General features: G+C 43.2%; 16 protein-coding genes. 8 read left to right on the top strand and 8 right to left on the bottom strand.

The features are described from left to right. Window positions 1–34: 34 nt before the first annotated feature. Complete coding sequence (locus tag BM243_RS01170) at window positions 35–1,861, top strand: glycoside hydrolase family 13 protein (protein WP_074909255.1); 1,827 nt, start codon at window positions 35–37, stop codon at window positions 1,859–1,861. A 62-nt stretch (window positions 1,862–1,923) separates the two neighbouring features. Here the strand turns inward: BM243_RS01170 and BM243_RS01175 are convergent, their stop codons facing one another. After that, window positions 1,924–3,267: a D-alanyl-D-alanine carboxypeptidase family protein gene (locus BM243_RS01175; RefSeq protein ID WP_177213432.1), complete on the bottom strand. Its 1,344-nt coding sequence runs from the start codon at window positions 3,265–3,267 to the stop codon at window positions 1,924–1,926. 131 nt (window positions 3,268–3,398) lie between these two features. Between BM243_RS01175 and BM243_RS01180 the strand changes: the two genes are divergently transcribed. Next, window positions 3,399–3,980: a helix-hairpin-helix domain-containing protein gene (locus tag BM243_RS01180; protein ID WP_074909261.1), complete on the top strand. Its 582-nt coding sequence runs from the start codon at window positions 3,399–3,401 to the stop codon at window positions 3,978–3,980. Between the two features lie 83 nt (window positions 3,981–4,063). Here BM243_RS01180 and gltX read toward each other — a convergent pair whose 3' ends face one another. Then, window positions 4,064–5,530 carry a glutamate--tRNA ligase gene (gltX, locus tag BM243_RS01185; RefSeq protein WP_074909264.1) on the bottom strand — a complete coding sequence of 489 codons (1,467 nt, stop codon included), beginning with the start codon at window positions 5,528–5,530 and terminating at the stop codon, window positions 4,064–4,066. An 83-nt stretch (window positions 5,531–5,613) separates the two neighbouring features. Continuing rightward, entirely contained in the window at window positions 5,614–6,507 is an 894-nt protein-coding gene (locus BM243_RS01190; protein WP_083422533.1) for a ComEC/Rec2 family competence protein, read from the bottom strand. Window positions 6,508–6,693: 186 nt separating this feature from the next. On the opposite strand from BM243_RS01190, the gene BM243_RS01195 reads away from it, so the two are divergent. Next, complete coding sequence (locus tag BM243_RS01195) at window positions 6,694–7,437, top strand: lysophospholipid acyltransferase family protein (protein WP_074909267.1); 744 nt, start codon at window positions 6,694–6,696, stop codon at window positions 7,435–7,437. A 43-nt stretch (window positions 7,438–7,480) separates the two neighbouring features. Here BM243_RS01195 and BM243_RS01200 read toward each other — a convergent pair whose 3' ends face one another. After that, window positions 7,481–7,948 carry an Lrp/AsnC ligand binding domain-containing protein gene (locus tag BM243_RS01200; RefSeq protein WP_031575961.1) on the bottom strand — a complete coding sequence of 156 codons (468 nt, stop codon included), beginning with the start codon at window positions 7,946–7,948 and terminating at the stop codon, window positions 7,481–7,483. Between the two features lie 243 nt (window positions 7,949–8,191). Here BM243_RS01200 and BM243_RS01205 point away from each other — a divergent pair, with 243 nt between their 5' ends. After that, window positions 8,192–8,575, top strand: coding sequence for a hypothetical protein (locus BM243_RS01205; RefSeq protein WP_074909269.1), 384 nt, complete (start codon window positions 8,192–8,194; stop codon window positions 8,573–8,575). A 73-nt stretch (window positions 8,576–8,648) separates the two neighbouring features. Here the strand turns inward: BM243_RS01205 and BM243_RS01210 are convergent, their stop codons facing one another. Then, window positions 8,649–11,687 carry a vitamin B12-dependent ribonucleotide reductase gene (locus BM243_RS01210; protein WP_242943491.1) on the bottom strand — a complete coding sequence of 1,013 codons (3,039 nt, stop codon included), beginning with the start codon at window positions 11,685–11,687 and terminating at the stop codon, window positions 8,649–8,651. Between the two features lie 189 nt (window positions 11,688–11,876). Between BM243_RS01210 and BM243_RS01215 the strand changes: the two genes are divergently transcribed. The 3 genes from BM243_RS01215 to BM243_RS01225 are packed head-to-tail and all read left to right on the top strand — an operon-like array spanning window position 11,877 to window position 13,738. Beyond that, window positions 11,877–12,392 (top strand): gamma carbonic anhydrase family protein, encoded by a 516-nt coding sequence (locus tag BM243_RS01215; protein WP_074909277.1) that lies wholly within the window; start codon window positions 11,877–11,879, stop codon window positions 12,390–12,392. Next, the gene (locus BM243_RS01220) at window positions 12,385–13,242 is read left to right on the top strand and encodes a CvfB family protein (protein WP_074909281.1); all 858 of its coding nucleotides are present in this window, start codon (window positions 12,385–12,387) and stop codon (window positions 13,240–13,242) included. The genes BM243_RS01215 and BM243_RS01220 overlap by 8 nt, the downstream gene beginning before the upstream one ends. Before the next feature lie 13 nt (window positions 13,243–13,255). Beyond that, window positions 13,256–13,738, top strand: a complete 483-nt coding sequence (locus BM243_RS01225; protein WP_074909284.1) for a GAF domain-containing protein — start codon at window positions 13,256–13,258, stop codon at window positions 13,736–13,738. A 57-nt stretch (window positions 13,739–13,795) separates the two neighbouring features. On the opposite strand, the gene BM243_RS01230 is transcribed toward BM243_RS01225, so the two are convergent. The 3 genes from BM243_RS01230 to BM243_RS01240 form a co-directional block, all read right to left on the bottom strand. After that, window positions 13,796–14,830 carry an aromatic acid exporter family protein gene (locus tag BM243_RS01230; RefSeq protein ID WP_074909287.1) on the bottom strand — a complete coding sequence of 345 codons (1,035 nt, stop codon included), beginning with the start codon at window positions 14,828–14,830 and terminating at the stop codon, window positions 13,796–13,798. 153 nt (window positions 14,831–14,983) lie between these two features. Further along, window positions 14,984–17,644: a calcium-translocating P-type ATPase, PMCA-type gene (locus BM243_RS01235; RefSeq protein ID WP_074909290.1), complete on the bottom strand. Its 2,661-nt coding sequence runs from the start codon at window positions 17,642–17,644 to the stop codon at window positions 14,984–14,986. Window positions 17,645–17,726: 82 nt separating this feature from the next. After that, window positions 17,727–19,640: an NAD(+) synthase gene (locus BM243_RS01240; RefSeq protein ID WP_074909292.1), complete on the bottom strand. Its 1,914-nt coding sequence runs from the start codon at window positions 19,638–19,640 to the stop codon at window positions 17,727–17,729. A 302-nt stretch (window positions 19,641–19,942) separates the two neighbouring features. Between BM243_RS01240 and BM243_RS01245 the strand changes: the two genes are divergently transcribed. After that, a complete protein-coding gene (locus BM243_RS01245; protein ID WP_074909295.1) occupies window positions 19,943–23,656 on the top strand; it encodes a phosphoribosylformylglycinamidine synthase in 3,714 nt (1,237 codons plus the stop codon). The last annotated feature ends 33 nt before the right edge of the window (window positions 23,657–23,689 follow it).

A 23,689-nucleotide genomic window follows, 5' to 3' on the forward strand; every position in this document is an offset into this window, starting at 1 on the left:
AAGGAGAAAGAGACAGACAGTCTCAGAAAAAAAGATGAAATACCGTGAAATTCAAATCCAATATAATTCATTTCAGATTCAGCATAAAAAACCCTTTGGTGCTGTACTGAAAGATCAGGAGATCCAATTTACACTCTCTGTGAAGCACGCCATGAATCCAGAAGTGACTTTTGTTGTTTCCAAAGAAGGACAGGGGGAACAGTACTTGAAAATGTCCTCTCGGGAGGAAGGTACTTTCACCGCATCCTTTTCTTCTCCAGCACTTGGACTGTGCTTCTATTTCTTTATTTTGAACTATGATGACCATGGCATGCGCAGAACAGTTTACTTGGGTGCACCCACTCAGGGAAACGGTGGCGAAACCGTCGCCCGTGAAAACAGATGGGAACTCATACCCTATCAGATCACCGTACACAACTACCAGAAAAGCGCTCCTGGATGGTATAAAAATGCTGTCTTTTATCAGATATTTGTGGACAGATTCTTTAATGGGGAAGAACATGGAAAAGTGCGCTCTCCCAAGAAAAACTCTTTTCTATATGCCACCTGGGACGACAGCCCCATGTACATCAAAGACCATCAGGGGAATATTCTCCGCTGGGATTTCTTTGGTGGAAATCTCAAAGGTGTTCTACAGAAACTCGATTATCTGAAGTCTCTTGGAATCGGGGGAATTTATCTAAATCCCATCTTCAAGGCACGAAGCAATCATAAATATGATACTGGTGATTATATGAAAATTGATGAGATGTTCGGTGATGAAGAAACCTTCAAGACACTCCTGCAGGAAGCAGAAAAAAGAGGAATCCGTATTGTTCTGGATGGGGTCTTCAATCATGTGGGTGCTGACTCCAAATATTTCAATGCTTTTGGCAGCTATGAAACTGTAGGTGCAGCACAAAGTACAGATTCTCCTTACTACTCTTGGTTCAATTTTTTCCAGTATCCTCATGATTATGAAAGCTGGTGGGGCGTCAAAGACCTGCCCAACGTGAACGAGAACGTAGACAGTTATAAAAACTTCATAGTTGGTAAGAATGGTGTAATTGACAAGTGGTCCCGTATGGGAATCGGCGGATGGAGACTGGATGTTGCTGATGAGATGCCAGATAAATTTATTGAAGAGATTCGACAAGCCATGGATACCGTAAGTGAAGACCAAGTTCTCATTGGGGAAGTTTGGGAAGATGCATCCAATAAGATAGCCTATGGCAAAAGAAGACGGTATCTCTTAGGAGATGAACTTCATGGAACCATGAACTACCCATTTAAGGATGGTGTCATAGCTTATCTGAACGGTCATATGCGGGCAAAAGACCTTTATATGAGGTTTATGTCTCTTAAGGAAAATTATCCCCCTGAAGCCCTTTATTCTGCTTTAAACAACCTAGGTACTCATGATACCCGCAGAATCCTCACGGAGCTGAAAGATACTCGAAAACTTCAGGTCGCAGTAGGCCTGCTGCTGACATTTCCTGGTGTACCTTGTATCTATTATGGTGATGAAGCTGGCATGGAAGGGGAGGCGGATCCTTTTAACCGCGGTCCATACCCCTGGGGGAAAGAGTCTCCAGAGATCTTCGCCATCTACCAGTCCATGATTAAGCTCAGAAAAAATCACGAAGCGCTTACTTCAGGAGAGTTCATCCCTTTCTATCAGGAGGAGATGTTTGGTTTTCTCAGGAAAACGGAAGAGGAGTGCCACCTGATTCTTGTAAATTCGAAACCAGAAAAGGTACGGACTGTACTGGCTGATGTCATCGGACTTGAAAATATGACCTGTGACATCTCAGCACAGTTTGGCGAGGTGCATTATCTGGAGCCTTATAGCTTTATGCATCAACATATCTCACTAAAGTGATCATAATATAAAACCCTCCAGCAGTAGGATGCTTTATCCTGCTGCTGGAGGGTTTTATATTATCATCTTCTGGTTTCTTCCAGTTGCTTCAAATACTGCATTCTTTTGTTGGACATTTTTCTGGAACGTACTCTTCTGCGACGTTTTCTCAGAACTAGCCCTAAAATGAACAGGAGGGAAACAATGAGTATAATGCTGAAGAGTAGTATGGAGACAACTCTAACAAAAGGATGACTGAAGAAGGAACTTTTGGATTCTATAGCTTCTCCCTCTGGAGACTCTTCTCCTTCACTGGCAATAAGATGTATGTTCTCTTCACAGACCAGTTCAATATCTCCAATGACTTCCTGGTCTAAGGTAACCTTTGCCACATGCACCGTCTCACCAGCATTATAGTTTTGACTGATTTCCAATCCTTGAAAATCAATGACAGGCATCGGACGTTCTAATGGAGCTGTAACATAATAAAAATCATCTTTTGCATAAAGAGGGACTGTCTCACCATTGCTGAGCACAGCATTTTCAAGAAGCTGCCCCCTCGTATACAGCTTATGAACTTCTGTCTCCTGGAAAGCCCATTCAAGCAAACTTCTGGACTCCAACCAGTAGGTATCCTGATTAACCGCCTTCAGCATAGATACCGCGAGTTTTCTTCCATCTTTTTCTGCCAAAGCCGTCCAAGAAAATCCTGCTTCCGGTGTCCATCCTGTTTTACCGAAAATGATGGGTTCATAATAAAACTTACTGTTCTGATACAACATCTGGTTCTTATTGGTTGCCCATCGGTTGGTGTCCGCAACCAGGTTTGTGAGAGGGAGCATATGACTTTTTTTCTGTCCCAGTTCAACAAGCTCATCATACTTTAATACTTCAGCCATGATGAGAGAAAGATCTTTTGCCGTGGTGTAATTATTGTTCTCCAGATCATCCGAATCGGACAGTCCAGAGGGATTATGAAAAACTGTATCAACAGCACCAATATCATGAGCTTTTTTTGTCATTCTTTCCGCGAACTTTTCCATAGTTCCATCTACTGCTTCTGCCAGAGCTTCTGCCGCATCATTGGCAGAGTGGAGAATTAAGGCGTAGAGTAGATCAACCACCATAACTTCTTCTCCTTCCTTGAATCCCATGGAGGATCCTTGGGCATAAGGTGGATTGGGACCGATGGTGATCACCTTATCCATCTCCAGGTTCTCATAGGCCAGTATGGCTGTCATAACTTTGGTGGTGGATGCAATCATATGCTTTGTTGTTGCATTCTTTTCATAGATCACTTCACCAGACTCCACATCAAGAATTAAAACAGATTCTGCAGTGGTTTCTGGTGGATTTGTGATGGCCTTTACTTCCCAAAGAGGGGAGCCAAGTGAAAAAATCAGTGTCAATGTAAGTAAAAAATTCATAAATCTCATATAATGTCTCAATTTGTTAACACCTCGCTGTTGTAATTATAACAAAATATTGAAATCAACTCTATAAAAAATCAAAACTTCTGCATAATATATATGACCAAAATGCAGGAGGTAAACAAAACATGCGAAGATATTTAATTCTACTTTTGATGTCTCTTTTATTATCTGTTTCTTCAGGCTGCGCGCTAAAAGAGAAGACTCTCTATGTGAAGGATGATACACAGAATGTTACTGACCTGATTTCTCCGACCTTACCAGAAAAAGATGAAGAAGTAAGGGAGATCATCGTTGAAATCAAAGGTGCTGTCCTGAATCCAGGGGTGTATCAGATGAATGGAGATTCCAGACTACATGATCTATATTGGAAAGCAGGAGGCGGAACTGAATCTGCTGAACTGAGGACGGTTAATCTTGCCATGCACATAGAAGACGGTCAATCCTTCTACATTCCTGAAAAAGGAGAAGAACTCCTTCAAAACCCACCTGAAATTCAAGGGGGTCAAGGGAAAGGAAAGATCAATCTCAACACCGCCACAAGGGAAGAGCTCATGTCTGTCACGGGTATTGGCCCCTCCACTGCTGACAACATTCTAGCTTATAGAGAGGAGACAGGAAGGTTCACTTCAGTGGAGGATCTTCTTCATGTGAACAGGATTGGTGAAAAGACACTGGATAAAATCCGGGACTATTTTACAGTGAAATGACTTCCTGATGATTTAGCCGTATTCCAGAGTATTCAAAAAGCAGTTAAAATTTTACTTTTAACTGCTTCTTTTACTTTTATTAACTATTGAAGCTCTTTCTTCAGCAGATCCATACCGATCCTGATTCGCTCCAGTGACTCTGTCTTTCCGAGTATATCTGCTGCTTCAAATGCCCCACCAGGAGTAAACTGTTTCCCCGATAAAGCGGTTCTGATGGGCCAGAGCATCTGACCATTCTTAAGGCCCAGCTCCTTCACTTTATTCAAAACAATCTCATGAAGATTCTCCAGTGTCCATGCATCTTCCGGAATATTTTCAAGAACCGGGAGAATGGTTTCCAGAGACGATAACGCTACTGCACTATCCGTTTTCATCTTCTTATGGGTATAAAGCTCTATGGAATATTCTGGGAGTGCATAGAAGAAATCAAGCTGACCTTCAATTTCCGCAAGGACTTCAACACGATTATGAAGAATTTCAGCAATTTTCATTGTGTTTAGGGGCTTTTCTTTAATATCCTTTAGGATATATGGAAGTGCAAGAGTATGGAACTCTTCCAGCGGCATCATTTTGAGGTATTCTCCATTCATCCATCTCAATTTCTCTGAATCGAAAATGGCAGGACTCTTATTGATGTTCTTGTAATTGAATATTTCAACCAGCTCTTCTAAAGAAAATATTTCTTGTGTGGTTCCAGGATTCCATCCAAGAAGGGAAATATAGTTCATGACCGCTTCCTTCAGATATCCCTTCTCCAGCAGGTCTTCAAAGGATGCATCTCCTGTTCTCTTGGAGAGTTTATGCTGAGCGTCCTTCATAATGGGGGGACAATGAACATATACAGGCACATTCCAGCCAAAAGCCTCATAAAGGCGGTTGTATTTAGGGGAAGAGGAGAGATACTCGCTTCCTCTCACCACATGGGTGATTTCCATCAGATGGTCATCCACCACATTGGCAAAGTTGTAAGTAGGCAGTCCATCACTCTTTAGGAGCACCATATCTTCCAGCTCTTCATTATCAACGCTGATGGTTCCATAAATTACATCTTCAAACTTTGTCACGCCTTCCGTTGGGTTGTTCTGCCTAATGACATAGGGGAGACCTTTCTTCAGGTTTTCTTCCACCTCTTCCACGGAAAGTGCACAACAGTGTTTATCGTACTTGAAAGGCTTTTTCTGGGCTTCCGCATTGTCTCTTAACATGTCAAGACGTTCCTTTGTACAGAAGCAGTAATACGCTTCTTTCTTTTCCACCAGTTCAAGTGCGTACTGCTTATAAAGATCTCTACGTTCACTTTGCACATAAGGCCCAAAGGCTCCTCCAACATCAGGACCTTCATCATGAATCAGTCCCGTATCTCTCAGTGTCTTGAATATCACATCCACTGCACCTTCCACATAACGTTCCTGATCTGTATCCTCAATTCGCAGTATGAAATCTCCACCTTCATGCTTTGCGATTAAATACGCATAAAGTGCTGTTCTCAAATTACCCACATGCATGTAACCCGTTGGGCTGGGGGCAAATCTTGTTCTAATTTTGCTCATAATGGCCTCCTTACAGATTAAAGAAGTTTTGGTCTGCCCAAAACTTCATCGTCATTCTCATTATACTATCCATCGGATTTCTGTCAATTACGAAGGGGAATCACTTCTTTTCCGTTGGAACCAAAGACAACACTTCCCATCTCTTCTGTCAGGAGTATTTGTATTCCTAACGTACCATAGCGCTCCAGAATCTCAGGTGAGGGAAGATTGTGATCATTGCCAAGACCCGAAGTGACCACCCCATATTTAGGACCCACTTTTTCGAGGAACGCCTCCGAACTGCTGGTTTTGGATCCATGATGGGGAACCTTCATCACATCTGATGCAAGTGGGACACCCAATCTCAGTACTTCCTGTTCAACAAGCTCCTCGGCATCTGCTGTAAAGAGAAATGCATTGTTTCCCACCACAAGTCTCATAATCGGGGAGTAATTATTGGGATTCAGATAGGCGTCCCGGTTTGGAGACAAAAACTCCATCCGGATGTCCTTGCTGAAATTCAGCGTCATCCCGCCTTGGATATAGATGGGTTCCAGCCCATGATTCTTTACTTCACTCATCATATGCTGAAAGGATTTTGTGACAAGGTGTTTATCCGGCATATAAAAAGACTGAACATCAAAAGCACTAAGTACCTCTCCCATACCTCCGATATGATCCTCATGAGGGTGCGTCGCAATCACATAGTCCAGTTTTTCCACATCATAGCTTCTCAGATACTCGATGATCTTTTCTGCGTGTTCCTTCTCACCGGCATCAATGAGCATGTTCTGACCCATAACTTCAATAAACGTGGCATCTCCCTGTCCAATGTCAATGAAATGCACTTTCACAGGCAGGGGAGAATTCTGAATTCTTTCAACTTCAGTTGTTTTCTCAACCCCAACAATGCCATAGTCCAGAAAAAAATATATGCCCGCAAGACCCGCAAGCAGTATAGCAATCAGTATCATAGGAAAATAACTTCTTTTTCTCATGGCTCATTTCCTTTCTTTTCATCTTCTTATTTTACCATTAATTTCTTACTTTCTGAACCCATTCATCTCTTGTACTCCTATTATGGGAGGAGGATATCAAAATATTCCCTGAGACACAAAATCATAGGATAAACGCAAGAAATCCCTTATAATAGAACTAGTTCAAATGGAAGAGGAGAGAAGAACATGCTTTTTGATATTATTGCAAAACTCCGTTTCGGATTGTCTCTGATCCGCCTATGGTTCAGACTGATCTGGGTAAAACGCAGGAAACAGAGCCTTTCAAAAGATGAGTATTATCATGAGATTGTAAAGAAAGCGGAAATTCATACTGGAGAACTGATAAAGTATTCAAAAATGAACCTTACGGTGGACGGTCTTGAGAATATACCAGATGAACCTGTGGTCTTTATGGGGAATCACCAGTCTTATATCGATATTTATGTAACGGTCAATGCCCTGATCCAGAAGATCAAATCCCGTCATCTGACGCTCATCGGAAAGAAGGAGATTCTGAACATGCCCATCATCGGCAGATTAGGCACAGAGATGGATGTTCTGTATCTGGACCGTGAAAATGCCCGTGAAGGACTAAAAACGATTCTGGAGGCCATCAGGCGAATCAAAGAGGAGCAGCATGATGTGCTTATTTATCCAGAAGGAACCAGAAGCAAGTCCAGAAAAATGAATGAATTCCACAAAGGGAGCTTTAAGATTGCACAGAAGTCCGGTGCAGCGATTGTTCCTATGGTGGTCAATGATGCGTATAAAGTTTTTGAGGAAACCTATCGGGTGAGACCCAATGTTCCAGTCCATCTAAGATTTCTGCCTCCGATCTATCTCAGTGAGCTGGATCCAGAGGATGAGAAAAACATCGATCAGATTCTAACAGAAAGGATCCAAAAAGAGCTGGACAGCTGGAACAGCTGAGTGCATAGAAAAAAGCAACACTTCAGAGGTGTTGCTTTTTATATTATAGCTTAATATTTCGGTCCAGTGGCTGAGAAAGGGAAATGAAGGTATCGGTTCTCTGCACTCCGCTGATCACATTGATGCTGTTCAGCAGAAGGTCTTGCAGATGAGCGATGTTCTTGCATACAAGCTTCGTGAAAATGGAGTAATCTCCTGTAGTGTAGTGAAGCTCCACTATCTCATTGATTTTTGAAAGCTCATCGATGGCCGCCTGGAAAGAAGAACTCTTGTCCAGATAAATTCCAACAAAACAGCACACGTCATAGCCTAGTTTTGGCATATCCAACAGGATCTTTGTGCCTTTGATAATCCCCAAATCTTCCATTTTCTTCATTCTGACATGAATCGTTCCACCAGAAACATGGCATACTCTAGCGATCTCTAGATATGGTGTTCTGGCGTCTTTGATGAGAATCTCCAGTATCTGCAGATCCAAATCATCTAAATTAATACCTGCGTGACTTGTCATAATGCACCCCCATAATCGATATAACTTATTATATCAAATAAAATGATATAAAATAATAATATCGTAAAAAAAATATTATTTTTCCATGGAATTTATAATACACAAAAAATAACGATTTGTCTAGATACTCTTTTGAAAAACAAAGTATTGTTATGATTTCTACAAAAACAGATCTGCAAGAGGGCCTCTTGCCAAGTAATTGGAAATAACCTAAAATAAGAGGGAACTGAGGAGGTTTTAATCTTGAACTGGAACAATTTACTTATGGTCTTTGCACTTTCTATCGGTATTTTCGTGGTATATTCCATGGCCAATCTCTATTTCTTGAGTAAAATCAAGATCAACAAATGGATTGTACTGGTCCTGGGACTGTTCTTTCTATTCATTGGTCTGATTGTACCAGCGTATACCGACAACATGTTTCTGAATTATCTGCCCACCGGAATCTTTGTCTTCTTATTCCTGTGGTATGCTGATCTTTCAGGACTCTCAAAAATCGGAGTGCCCAAAGAAAAAACTCAAAATACACAAGTCATCAAACCAAAGGCTAAGCCAAACAAGCTGAAGTATGCGGACGAAAAAGACATCATCCGGGACAGTGGAAAAGGCAAGAAGAAAAAGAAATAACAAAATGGTTTGAAGTGATAAACCCCCGATGACTAAAAGCATCGGGGGTTTTCGCTGTCATACGAGTTTAATTTTATGAGCAACCAGTTGTAGTACCACAGTCAAGGCATACTTTACAAGTTCCATTTTTTACCATTCGCGTACTCTGACAGGTAGGGCAGACGGAGTCGTAAATCTTCTCTCCGTTCTTCTCTGCATCTTTAATGATGTCTTTCACATCACGTTCATCTACCACAAGAGAAAGCTGTTTTGTAGCAACTTCTTCAAACTGTGCGTTAACAAAACGGGATCTGGATCTCGTAAGCACATCATTTTCTTCCGGTTTGATCTGAACTCTGGAGAAATCTCCCAGCTCAATATCAATGACCTTGGAAATCAAGTCAGAGATGGAACTCACATTCTTAATGTATGGATGCTTGGACACAAATCCGTATGGCTCATATTTCTGGCCTCTCAGCATTCTAGAAATGTCCTTTGGTGGAATATGATACTGGAGCATCACAGAAATGGTCTTTGATAAAGAGTTCAGAAGTCCAGTGATCAGTGTTCCTTCACGGTCTGTGGTCATATAGATTTCTGAAATTTCGCCACGAACATTTCTGTTCACCGTAATATATACTTTAACATCTTCAATCTGTGCTGGATGGGTGTGTCCTGCACGAATTCCTGTCATCTTTTCTCTTCTGTTTCCTGCTACACTGGATGATTTTGGCATATGGTTCTTCGCTTCCTTCGCATAAGAAAGAAGCGCATCATAGGTAAGATTCTCCAGTGCCAGATTCTCATCCTTATAGTCGATCTTGGTGTTCAGCGGCTGAGCGAACTTGGAACCATCACGATAGAGAGAAATACCCTTTACGCCAGTTTCCCAGGAACGGATATGCACTTCCTTGAAATCTTCCACCGTTGCTTCCTTTGGCAGATTGACAGTTTTGGAGATAGCACCAGATACCAGTGGGGTAAGAGCCGCCACCATGTATACATGTCCATAGTGATGAATAAATCTCCTTCCTGTTCCACAAACATTCGCTGTATCAAAGATTGGATAGTGTTCTTCTTTCAGGTGAGGCGCACCCTCAATCTTGCCATCCACAACCATGCCATTTTCTTCCTTGCCGACATAATCCATGATGTCTTTGATTTCATCCCGGCTATAGCCAAGATTCTTCAATGCCACTTCGATGATAGGGTTCGCAATGGTCATATATCCACCGCCAACCAGTTTCTTATAAACAACATGAGAGAAGAAAGGTTCAATGGATGTAGCTGCACAGTCCATGGCAAAGGAGATGGTACCAGTAGGAGCAATTACACTCACCTGAGCATTTCTATATCCATACTTCTCTCCCTGTTCCACAGCTTCCATCCAGGATTCTTTCAGTGTGTCACTCAGTTCCACATGTCCAATATTCTGAAGAACCCCATGGTTCACTCTAAACGGCTCATAGTGGAGCTCTTCCAGTTCAGAATCCAGTGCACCTGCAACTCTTGCATGGTTTCTGATGACACGGTTCATATAAGGTTTGTTGATGCCGTATTTCTCAAATGTACCCACTGCCTTTGCCATAAGAGCGGAAACATGATAACTTTCTCCTGTAATCAGTCCCATAATCGCTGCAGACAATGCTCTCGCTTCCTCAGAATCGTAAGGAATGCCTAGCGCCATGAGCAGGGAAGCACTGTTTGCAAGGCCTAGCCCTGTAGTCCTGAACATATAGGTCTTTCTTGCGATATCTACGGTAGGGAACTGTCCCCAGTGGATTGACGCTTCCAGCAAAAGCTGGTTCAGTCCGATCATATGCTTCAGACCTCTCACATCCAGATGGTTTTTCTCCACATCGTAGAATCTGTAAATATTAAGAGAAGCAAGATTACAGCTGGTGTCATCCAAGAATGCATACTCTCCACATGGGTTGGTGGAGTTCAGCATGTTGTGCTTTGCATACAGTTCTCCATCTTCTCCTGCAGGGCAGGTATGCCATGCATTGAATGTATCTGTGAACTGAGGGGCAGGGTCAGCAGACTTACAAGCAGCATCATTGAACTCTTCCCAGAGCTTTGCCACTTCAATGTCTCGGTTGACTCTTTCATCTACTCTTCCTTTGAGTGTGATGGTTTCATTAGGATTTTCCCCAAGGTTTCTCACTTTTCTCATGAAATCATCTGAGATTCTCAAGGAGTTGTTTGAATTCTGACCAGATACCGTCTCGTAAGCTTCTCCATCGATGTCCGCATCATACCCCATCTTGGATAATGCGCGTACCTTGTCCTCCTCTTTTGCTTTCCAAAGAATGAACTCTTCAATCTCTGGATGGTCAATATCAAGACAAACCATCTTTGCCGCTCTTCTTGTGGTTCCACCGGATTTGATGGCACCCGCATTTCTGTCAAGTCCCTTCAGGAAGCTCATGAGCCCTGAGGAAACTCCACCACCAGTGAGATTCTCTCCAATGGCTCTGATGTTTGAGAAGTTTGTTCCAGTTCCTGAACCGCCTTTAAAAAGCTTGGTTTCTGTCACATACTGTTCTGAGATGGAATGGTCTCCAAGAAGCTTATCTTCAATGGAAAGTATAAAGCAGGCTGATGCCTGTGTTCTTGAATAGGTGTCTTTGGACTTGACCACTTTCTTCTCGGTTTCATCATAGTAGAAGAGGTCATTTTGTCCGCCGGTGATACCATAGCTTAAATGAAGCCCTGTGTTGAACCATTGTGGAGAGTTTGGCGCATACATCTGATTCAGCAGTCCATAGACCATTTCATCATAATAGATGTCCTTTTCCTCGTCTGTTGTGATGATTCCTTCATCCACAAGTGATTCTGTCCAGAAATTCACCATTCTGTGGGCTACCATGCGCATGGAGTTTTCATAGCCAAGCTCATTGTTCACACCGGCTTTTCTAAAATACTTGGAAGCGATGATATCTACTGCATTTTGCGAATAATGTGCAGGAAACTCCAGATCTTTCATATCCACCAGAACTTTACCGGTCTTATGATTTTTCAGAAGCACATCTCTCTTGGTCCATTCAAACAGATCATATACAGTTTTGTCTTTATTATTCTCCAGCTCTTTAGTATAATAACGTTTGAACAAGTCTTTAATATCCTTCATTTCGAACCTCCTGAATTTATTACGATGGCTTAAGTATAATACCATATCTAGTGCAATTCAACCTTAAAAAACACAACATATAGATTTTTTGCCAGTTTCGCAATAGGAACACCTTGGGGTTCAAAGAAAAGAAATTTAATAGGATTTTCAAAGGTCAAAAAAACTAAATTCAGAAAGGTAGGCTGATGTATGATAAAATCACTGAATACACTCACACCAGAAATAAATGAGCATACCTTTATCGCAGAAAATGCAGTGGTCATTGGGGATGTTCATATTGGTGAAGGTTCCTCTGTGTGGTATGGATCTGTTCTCCGTGGAGATGTTGCTCCCATAAGAGTGGGTAAGAAAACAAACATTCAGGATTTATGTATTTTCCACTCAGACCATGGCCTGATTTTGGAAATAGGAGATGCCGTCACCATCGGGCACAGCTGCATCATTCACGGCACAAAGATACTAGGCCACTCCATCATCGGCATGGGGAGCATTTTGTTGAATGGATCCGTCATAGAAAAAAACACCATACTCGGTGCTGGCAGTCTAGTCACCGAAGGAAAAGTAGTGAAAGAAGGAGAACTTTGGATGGGTCGGCCAGCAAAGTTCATCAGGAATCTCACTCCGGAAGAAGTGCTGAAGATTGAGGCTTCTGCTGAAAATTATTACCAAAATGGCCTGACGCATAAAGGAGAAAACAATGATTAAATTTGGAGATTACAACGAACTGAAAGTAGCCAGAGAAGCATCTTTTGGCCTGTATCTTGATAAAGAAACAGGCAACACCTCAGATGATATTCTTCTCCCAACAGGGAGTATCGTAGGAGAGACACCAAAAGTCGGTGAGACCGTAACTGTCTTTATCTATCGGGATTCCAAGGACCGTCTGATAGCCACCATGAAGAAACCTATCGTTACCGTTGACAACACTGCTGTACTTAGTGTAACTTCCGTAACAAACTTCGGAGCATTTGTAAATTTCGGTCTGGAAAGAGACATCCTGGTACCCCAAAGAGAAATGAAATTCCCATTGGAGACGGGAAAAGAATACCTTTTCTTTATCTATGAGGATAAGACTGGACGTCTGGCTGCTTCCACTGAAGTGGGCAGATATCTGGAAACACCTGAAGAGGATCTCTACAAAGTAGGGGACACTGTTTCAGGTATTATTTATAATAAGCAGACAAACGGCACCCTGGAAGTTGCCATAGATGATGTGTATCCAGGAATCATATTGGTGAATGAATACTTCTTCAACGCAAATCCAGGCGACAGAATTTCTGGAACTGTGAAAAAAATACTGGAAGATGGAAGAATCAGCTTCACACCAAGAAAAAAAATGATAGAAGCAAAAGAGGAGCTTTCTGATACCATCCTCAGATATCTGGAAGATCATGATGGATTTATGCCTTACAATGACAAATCCACACCAGATGAAATCAAGAAAAAATGGAACAGCAGCAAGAATTATTTCAAGATTGCGCTGGGAAACCTCATGAAAAAAGGCCTGATCCGACAGGATGAAAAAGGAACGCACCTCGTGAAAGAAGAAAAGTAAAGGGGAGACCAGCATGTTAGAGACAAAAGATCCAAAAGGAATGACTGCAGAGAAGAAACTGGAAAGTGCTCTTCTCTTTACAAAGGCGCAACTGAAAAATGAAAAAGACACTCTGGCAAATCTATCCAACATCAGTGCCATCATAAACATGTACATGGATGATATCAACTGGGTCGGCTTTTATCTGATGAAAGAAGGCACCCTGATCCTTGGACCATTCCAGGGAAAACCAGCCTGCAACAGAATCGCTGTGGGAGAAGGGGTTTGTGGAACAGCGGTGCAGGAAAGAAAAACCCAGCGTGTGGACGATGTGCTCAGTCTTGATAATCATATCGCTTGTGATTCAGCATCCCGTTCAGAGCTGGTGGTTCCCATATATAAAGAAGGGGTTATTTTTGGCGTTCTTGACATCGACAGTCCTTCACTGGCCCGGTTCAGCGATCTGGAGCAAACGTATATGGAGAAGCTTGTGAACCTTCTAGAAAACTCACTGTGATCATAACATAATAAAGCACTGAAAGAATTAGAGTTCTTTCAGTGCTTTTTATTTACATTATTTCACCCGAAATTGTTCTTCCACTATGGTATTGTATTCTGAAAAAATCAGATCCAAATTCTCATAGATTCTTTTTGCCTGATCATCTTCCAGCTCATACACATGATAGTGAGGCATGAAATTATCCCTGTCAGGACTTGCTGAGAGAAAATCAAGTTGTCCGAACTTATACATGAAATCATGGTAGGATTTCAGCTGATCCGGTTTTATCCTGACTTTAAATGTATCTTTGATGAAGCAGCTGTCATAGGCCAAATGGGTCATCAGTTTCATTCTTTTTACAACATCTTTGGCGGTTTCCAGATGCTCCTTCTCCAATATTTTAAGGGGGAGGAGAGGGTCTTTTGACAATGCGGCCAAATTACTGGAGACCGTTTCAATATCAGCAAAAGCAGAAGAGAATACTGCATTATATTGTGGCTGCAAATCTCCTTCTTCCGTCAGAAAACGGTACGTATAGCTCATGACAAAATCCAGCTTCACCTTCACATATTCCAGCCTCTTTTTTGTGATTTTCCTGTAATAGATCAAGGAAAACACAAGATTGAAAACCATGGCTATGAAGACACCAAGGCCCAGCGCAAAAATCCGCAATCTGATGGTCAGAAGGATGCTGGGATTCCCCAATGCATCGCTTTGGAGATATTGCGTCATATAAATACTTGTGAATATCGCCACTGGCGAGACAGCCGTGTAGTCAATTTTTAGCGCAATAAAGAGCGTCAGTCCCATCCCTAGCATAACTGTTACTACATTCACACCAAGTATATAGACTAAAACTCCTGTTGTCACCGCACCAAGAAACGATGCCAGAAGCTGGTTGATCCCGCCTTTTACAGCAGAAATATTAGTTGCCTCTAAATTATACATAACACCAAGCAGCACAGAAATCATATCCAGTCTTGTGACAGAAAACATATTGCCTAAGATGTAACCGGTACCGATGGCAAGCATGGCTTTTACGATATAGAGCCAAGAGTCCAGAAGTACCGCTTCTTTTTTGAGTCCTAAGAATCTTTTTGATCTTTCCATATTAACCTCACTATTCTTTCGATCTTATGAAGATTGACTGCCTAAAGATTATACCATGGAGAAAAATTCTTCGGTATATTCATTTTAATGAATCTTAAAAAAAAGCACAGAGCTGGTGGGAGAACCACCAGTTCTGTGTCTGAAAATGTATAATCAGTCTTCTTTCATTCTCATAAAGATTTTGATGATCTCATTTGCAATTAATGGCAGTAGAGACAATCCAAATACAATGATCCAATCGTTCAAAGGCAGTGCATGCACTTTGAATGCATTTGCCAGGAAGGGGATTGTAATGACCCCAAACTGAAGCACTACACCAGCAATGATAGATAGAATCAGATACTTGTTTTTAAAGATGCCAACCTGGAAAATAGATTTTGTCTCGCTTCTCATAGTCAGGCTGTAGAAGAGCTGTGATGTCGCCAGTACGACGAAGGCCATGGTTCTTGCATAGACAATGACATCATCCGGTGCACTCATAGAGTCTTTTAAGGAAACACCTCTTTCAGCTAACCCTATGGTGAAAGCAAGTAAAGTCAGCGCACCAATGAGAAGACCACCGATGATGGCACGAACTCCAGCTCCTTGAGCGAAGAAGCTCTCCTTTGGATCTCTCGGTTTTTTCTTCATCACAGCATCATCTCCTGGATCTACCCCAAGGGAAATGGCTGGTAATGTATCTGTCACCAGATTCACCCAAAGAATCTGAGTAGGCAAGAGCGGAATCGCAAAGGAGAAGAGCACCGAAATGAAAATAGCAACTATTTCGCCAAGGTTACAGGAGAGCAGGAATATGACCGCTTTCTTGATATTGTTGTAAATATTTCTTCCTTCTTCAATGGCAGCCACAATGGTGGTGAAATTATCGTCTGTCAGGATCATATCCGCAGCGCCTTTGGATACGTCTGTGCCTGTAATTCCCATGGCTACACCGATGTCTGCATGCTTCAGGGAAGGGGCGTCGTTGACGCCGTCACCCGTCATGGATACAATATTTCCCTGGGCCTTATAGGCTTTCACGATTTTTACCTTGTGTTCAGGAGAAACTCTTGCAAAAACACGATACTCATTTATCTTCTTTGCAAACTCCTCATCACTGAGCTCATCAATCTCAGCACCTGTCATGGCCTGCTCAATACTCTCTGCAATGCCCAGCTCTTTGGCGATGGCCACAGCCGTATTCTTATGGTCTCCTGTGATCATCACAGAGGTGATTCCTGCACCATGGGCGGATGCAATGGAGTCTTTCACTTCAATACGGGGTGGATCAATCATTGCGACAAATCCGATTACTGTAAGGTTGTTCTCCATATCCTCTGGAGAGATTCTCTCTTCTGTATCTTTATAGGCTACCCCAAGTACTCTGAGCGCAGCATTGGACATTTCTTCTGAAGCTTTCATGATATTTCTTCTCATATCCTCTGTCAGTGGCTTTACTTCTCCACCGATGAGAATCTTATCTGAGATTTTAAGAATATTGTCAATGGCACCTTTTGTATGGACACGGTACCCTGATTCCTCCTCATTTAAAGTGGACATCAGTTTTCTGTCTGAATCGAAAGGTTTCTCATCGATTCTGGGATAAAGTCTGTTGAGTTCATCCTTCGTCATCCCATGCCGGTTTCCAAGAACAATCAGCGCGATTTCTGTGGGGTCACCGGTGGATTCCTGTTCGTTGGATGTGGCGTCACTGCAAAGAACAAAAGATTTGATGAGCTCTTCCTGAGTCTCACTTTCCACTTCAATGGACTTCACATTGATATCCACATTTCTGATTTGATCATAAACATAATATTTCAAAACTGTCATCTTATTTTGGGTTAGAGTACCAGTTTTATCGGAACAGATGATATTGACAGATCCCAGGGTTTCCACTGCAGGAAGTTTCTTGACAATGGCATTGATTTTACTCATTCTGGTGACACCCAAGGCTAAAACAATGGCTACAATGGCAGGAAGTCCTTCAGGAATTGCCGCTACTGCAAGACTGATGGATGTCAGCAGCATATCCAGAAGATCTCTGCCCTGGAAGAATCCAATGACAAACATCAGAATGGTGATGCCTAAGGCTAGCTTTCCCAGTGTTTTACCCAGTTCATCCATACGTTTTTGAAGGGGTGTCATACCATCCACCTCTTCGTTCAGGCTCTTAGCAATCTGACCCACCACAGTATCCATACCGGTTGAAACAACTACACCTTCTCCACGGCCATAGGTGACCAGAGTAGACATGAACGCCATATTCGCCTGGTCTCCCAGCGGAATCTTATCTTCTTTGAACACTTTGTCAAAGAACTTGTCCGAAGGGACAGATTCTCCTGTCAGAGCTGATTCTTCAATCTGAAGGTTCGCACTGCTGATGAGACGAAGATCTGCTGGAACATAACGGCCAGCATCCAAAATGACAATATCTCCAGGGACGATATCTGTTGAATTGATTTCTGTTGTCTCACCATTTCTTCTGACCAGGGAATGGGGGGTGGTTAGTTTATTCAGCGCCTCAATGGCTTTTTCCGCTTTGTTCTCCTGGATGACACCAATGGCTGCATTCAGAAAGACCACCGCAAGGATGATGACTGTATCGGCATACTCTCCTACAAATAATGTGACCACAGAAGCTGCCAGAAGCACATAGATCAGCGCGTCCTGAAGCTGTGAAAGAAAGAGCTGAAGAAGCGTTTTCTTTTTCTTCTCCTGTAGCTTGTTTTCGCCATATTTTTCTCTTCTTATCTGAACTTCCTCATTGCTGAGACCTTTAGAACCTTCAACCTGAAGTTCGGTTAAAGCTTCTTCTTGTGATTTCTGAAACCACATATGCAACACCTCTCTTATATCTATTTTATAAAGTAACAATTATCTCTTTTATTATATTCCTCAAATGTTCAAACAGATGAACTTACTCTAAATGTTTTGTGAAAGTTCCATAGGCGGCATCTGATGGCATTCGGAGATCTCCTCGGGGAGAGAGAGAGATGCTGCCGACCTTTGGGCCATCGGGCATGGCTGATCTTTTGAACTGTTGGGTATGAAAACGGCGGATGAAAATCTTCAGCCACTTTCTGATGCTTTCTTTGTCATAGGTTTCTTGGAAAGCATGTTCAGCCATAAAGAGAATCTTCTCAACTCCTGCACCGTATTTCATGAAATGATAGAGGAAAAAATCATGGAGCTCGTAAGGACCTACAAGATCCTCCGTTTTCTGCAGCAGTTCATCCTGATCTCCTTTGGGAAGAAGCTCGGGACTGACAGGGGTCTCCAGAATGTCTTTCAGTATCCTGGACAGTTCTCCATGAAACTCCACTTCATAGAAGTATTTCACCAAATAACGGACCAGTGTCTTTGGAATAGAACCGTTCACACTGTACATGGACATCTGGTCACCATTGTAGGTGCACCAGCCAAGGGCAAGTTCTGACAAATCCCCAGTACCGATGACAATGCCACCTTCTTTGTTGGCGATGTCCATCAGAATCTGCGTTCTTTCTCTTGCTTGGACATTTTCATAGGTTGCATCATGAACCGAAGGATCGTGTCCGATATCCTCAAAATGCTGAAGGGAGGCTTTCACGATGCTGATTTCCCGTAGGTCAGTACCCAACTCCCGGCAAAGAGAAAGCGCGTTCTGATATGTTCTGTCTGTAGTGCCAAATCCCGGCATGGTCACCGTGATGATGTTTTTTAAAGGCAGATTCATCACCTGATAGGCTTTCACAATCACAAGGAGAGCTAGGGTAGAGTCCAGTCCACCGGATATACCTAGCACTGTTTTGTCAAGCCCCACATGCTTCAGTCTTTTAATGAGACCATGGCTTTGTATCGCAAGAATTTCTTTGGCCCGTTCTATCCGTTCTGATTCAGCTTTGGGCACAAAAGGATGGGGATCAATCTCTCTGTCAAAATTCTTTATGGGTGTTTGCTTCTGAGAAAAACGGACTCTATGAGCCTCCTGAGAAGCCTGATGGGCTTCTCTTTGAAAGGTGGTGTTCTTCAGACGTTCTCCACGGATTCTGCTCACATCAATAAAGGCTTCCAGCAGGTCACTTTCAAAGGAAAATCGTTTATTCTCCTTTAGGAGGGTTCCATACTCACTAATGAGAAGATGCCCGGAAAATACCAGGTCTGTTGTGGACTCATTGGGTCCAGAAGACGCATATAAATAGGCTCCGAGGTTTTTGGCGCTGGTCAGGTTCACTAGGCTTCGGCGAAACTCTTTTTTCCCGACCAGTTCATTGGATGCAGACAGATTGAACATAAGCTCTGCCCCCTGGAGGGAAAGACTTGCGGAAGGTGGAATCGCCGCAAACAGATCTTCACAGATCTCCACACCGAAAGTGAAAGCATCGCTTTCAAAAATAAGATGTCCAAAAGGCACTGCACCAAATCCGTTCAGATAAATCTCGTTTCCGTGGCTCTTTTCATAAGCAGTAAACCATCTGCTCTCATAAAACTCATTGTAATTTGGCAAATGCTGCTTCGGCACAACCCCCAGCACTTTCCCCTGATGGAGGACAGCCCCGGTATTGTAGAGGCGGTTTCTGTGACGAAGGGGGAGTCCAACCACAAGGATCAGATCCAGTTCTTTCGTTTCCTCCGCAATGAGACGAAGCGCTTCTTCTGAAGCATTCAATAAATCTTCCGTAAAAAAGAGATCTGCTGGCGTATATCCCGTTAAGGAGAGTTCTGGAAAAAGAACAGCTCTCACATCTTCTGAAAGCCTGTTTCGCACAACATGCAGAATCTCCTTCGTGTTATAGGTCACATCTGCTACCCGAAGCTCAGGTGAAACGGCCGCAGCTTTAATATAATTCATACAATTCCCTCACAATCTGTCTATAATCTTGGGTTCTTTGAAATTAACCATATTATACCACCTACGGTTCATCCTTGAAACAGCAGGGGAAGGCGGGGTCTTGAAACAGCAGCAGTACTTTCATAAAAAGGTTCCTTCGCTCAACTCTCCACAAGAACTTTCGTCCTCTCTGCACAAACACATAAATCTCTTAATGTTTTATAGTTCGTATCTGTACGAATTATAAAAAGAAAAACATCAAAAAATATTGACTAATCCATGTACAATGTTATTATTTACCTATAAATCGTTCGGAGGTTGTCATGGAAATTATAAGAAATGTTTTTGTGGAAAAGAGATTGGGCTTTCAGCAGGATGCTGAAGCGCTGAAAAATGAACTGAATGAAATGCTGGGTTTCAATCTGTTGCCAAGGGTTCTTCATCTGTATCAGGTGAGAGGACTTCAGGACGAACATATGAACGCCCTAAAGAACACGGTTTTTAGTGATCCGCAGATTGATGTGGTCCACGAAGAACCTTTTTCATTTTTAGATGAACCACATTTTCTGCTTGAACTGCTTCCAGGACAGTATGATCAGAGAGCAGAAGCTGTAAAAGAGTGCATCCTGCTTACCCTGGGTCTTTCTGATATTGAGGTCCGTTACAAAACCCTTTATGTGATACCCGAGGCAACATCGGAAATGCTGGATGAGATCAGAAGCTACTTGCTCAATCCTGTGGAAATGAGAGAAGGGATGATTGAAGCGAACTTCACACAATTTCCTGAAAAGCCTCTACTTGTGGAGACGAAGAAAGGCTTCACAAAGCTTGATCTTGGTTCACTGGAAAAATTCCAGAAGGAGCATCAGCTTGCCATGACCGTGGAAGATCTTGCTCTTATACAAACCTACTTTACCGAAGAAAAGCGTGATCCTTCCATCACTGAACTGAAGGTGCTGGACACCTATTGGTCCGATCACTGCAGACATACCACATTTCTTACAGAAATCAAAAACATCAGATTCAGCGAGGATGCAAGGAAAGAAAAAGAGAGCTATGAACGGTATCTTGAAATCAAAGGGATTCTGGGCAGAGATCATAAACCTGTCACTCTGATGGATTTGGCAACGGTTGGGGCTAGATTCCTGAAAAAAACCGGAAAGGTCCAGGATCTAGATGAATCGGAGGAAATCAATGCCTGCAGTATCGAGAGAACCGTCAGAACTACAGATGGGCTGAAGGAAGCGCTCATCATGTTCAAAAACGAAACCCATAACCACCCCACAGAAATCGAGCCTTTTGGCGGAGCCGCCACTTGTCTGGGCGGAGCCATCAGAGACCCGCTCAGCGGAAGAACCTACGTGTATCAGGGTATGAGAATCACGGGTGCTGCTGATCCCAGAAAATCCATAACACAGACCAGGAAAGGGAAGCTTCCTCAGCGGACCATTACGAAAGGTGCGGCTAAAGGATTCTCCTCCTACGGAAATCAGATTGGACTTACTACTGGATTTGTAGAAGAGATCTATCACCCTGGATATGAGGCGAAACGAATGGAAACCGGTGCTGTCATCGCAGCAAATCTGAAGGAAAACGTCATACGGAAGACACCTGTCCCAGGAGATCTGATCCTGCTTCTTGGTGGCAGGACGGGCAGGGATGGCATTGGTGGCGCAACAGGCTCTTCCAAGGAGCATGACGAGAACTCCGTGGAAATCTCCGGACAGGAAGTACAAAAAGGAAACGCTGTCGAGGAACGAAAACTCCAAAGACTCTTCCGAAGGGAAGACCTGACAAAATGCATCAAAAAGTCCAATGACTTTGGTGCAGGTGGGGTTTCAGTAGCCATCGGCGAGCTTGCACCCTCCCTTAAGATCTATCTCCACCGGGTACCTAAGAAATATCAGGGACTGGATCCTACTGAAATTGCCATTTCAGAATCCCAAGAAAGAATGGCCGTTGTCATCTGTAAAGAGGATTTGGACTTTGTAAAGAAAATCTGCCAAGAAGAAAATGTGGAAGCTACTTTTGTGGCAGAAGTGACAGATACAGGATATATGGAAATGTATTATGGAGATCAGATTGTGGTCCGGCTGAAGCGGTCATTTCTTGATACCAACGGGGCCCATCAGGAGACAGACGTTTTCGTGGAAGCGGGTAGACTCTCTGAGGATGTGCCAGCTGATAAACTACCATCGAAAGAAACAGTGCTCAGTATGCTGCGACAGCTGAACAACGCCTCCCAGAAAGGGCTCCTGGAAAATTTTGACACCACCATCGGAAGAGGCACCCTCCTGCTCCCGTACGGGGGACTGTATCAGGACACCAAAAGCCCCGGTATGGCTGCGGTGATCCCGCTGAAAAATTTGACCACTTTAGATGCTTCTCTCATGACCTATGGGTTTGACCCGGAAGCAACAGACCGCGCACCTTATGAAGGTGCCTATGAGGCTGTGGTGGAAAGCATCGCCAAAATCGTTGCCATGGGGGGAGATCTCACCGGCATCCGGCTGAGTTTTCAGGAATACTTCCGCAAACTGGGCACCGATGAGCGCAACTGGGGAAAGCCATTTTCCGCACTCCTTGGAGCACTTCAAGCGCAGCTGGATTTTGAGGTGCCTGCAATTGGCGGCAAAGACTCCATGTCCGGCAGTTTTGAAGAGATTCATGTACCAAACACCCTGATTTCCTTTGCTGTACAGACCGCAGAAAAAGAGAAGATTCTTGTGAATACAATGAAAGGTGGAAAGACCAGCCTCCTGATGCTGCGAACGGAAAGAAACAATGGGATGTATGAAAAAACTTCATTCAAAGAAAATGCAGCTTTTCTGAAGACCTTGACAGAACAGGGGAAAATCATATCTATTGATACATTGAAGAGAGGACTCTTCCCCACAGCGCTGAATATGGCTCTGGGCAACAGAGTGGGCATGGAGCTCACAAGAATCCCCAGTGGCTGGGCTGAAAAAGATCCTGGAAGCTTTCTCCTGGAAGTGGCCTATGAAGATGTGTGCGGGATTCTGAAAGAAGGTCAGGACCATTCACTGCTTGTGGTTGGAAAAACCAGCTCCTCTCACGGTATTCAGTATGGCAAAGAGTTCATTTCCTATGAGGAAGTGCTTACCCATCTGGAATCACCACTGAAAAATGTTTTCCCTTCTTATCAGAAAGAAGGAGAGAACCTTCCTTTAGTGGTTTCCCCTAAGACTCCAGAAAGATATCAAGGAAAACAGACAGACAAACCCAAAGTGCTCATTCCTGTTTTTTTCGGCACCAACTGTGAGCTGGACTTGGAGTTCGCCTTCAGAAAAGAAGGCGCGGATGTGCATTCTTTTGTTCTTCCCAGTGGAAAAGATGCCCTGGAGAACGGGCTTAAAACCCTGGCGGATAAAATAGACGGGTGCCAGATTCTGATGCTGGCTGGCGGATTCAGTGCAGCGGACGAACCAGAGGGTTCAGGAAAATACATCGCGAATGTGCTCAGGAGCACACCAGTGAAAGAAGCGGTGGAAAGGCTCTTAAACGAGAGGGACGGGCTGATTCTTGGCATCTGCAACGGCTTCCAAGGTCTCGTGAAATCAGGTCTTCTGCCCTATGGCAGAATCATCAGTCCGAAAGAAGATATGCCGATTCTCACATACAATACCGCTGGAAAACACATGTCCAGACTGATAAAAACCAAAGTGGTCTCCAAAAATACTCCATGGATGCAGTATTGTGCACTGGGTGATGTCCATGATGTACCAGTCTCTCATGGAGAGGGGAGATTTGCAGCGACTCCTGAGATGCTCGAAACACTTCTTGAGAATGGACAGATCATCACGCAGTATGTGGATCTTCAACATAACATCACCATGGAAGCTCCCTTTAACCCCAACGGGTCCATGTATGCCATCGAAGGAATCGCCTCCAAGGATGGACGTGTTTTCGGAAAAATGGGTCATACAGAGCGTTATCAGGATGGACTATACAAAAACTACACTGGATCTTATTATGAAGATTTTTTCAAAGCCGGTGTGGATTACTTCAAAAAATAAAACATGTTCAAATATAGATACATTAGGAGGTTC

The organism is Proteiniclasticum ruminis, from assembly GCF_900115135.1.
Taxonomy (GTDB): domain Bacteria; phylum Bacillota; class Clostridia; order Clostridiales; family Clostridiaceae; genus Proteiniclasticum; species Proteiniclasticum ruminis_A.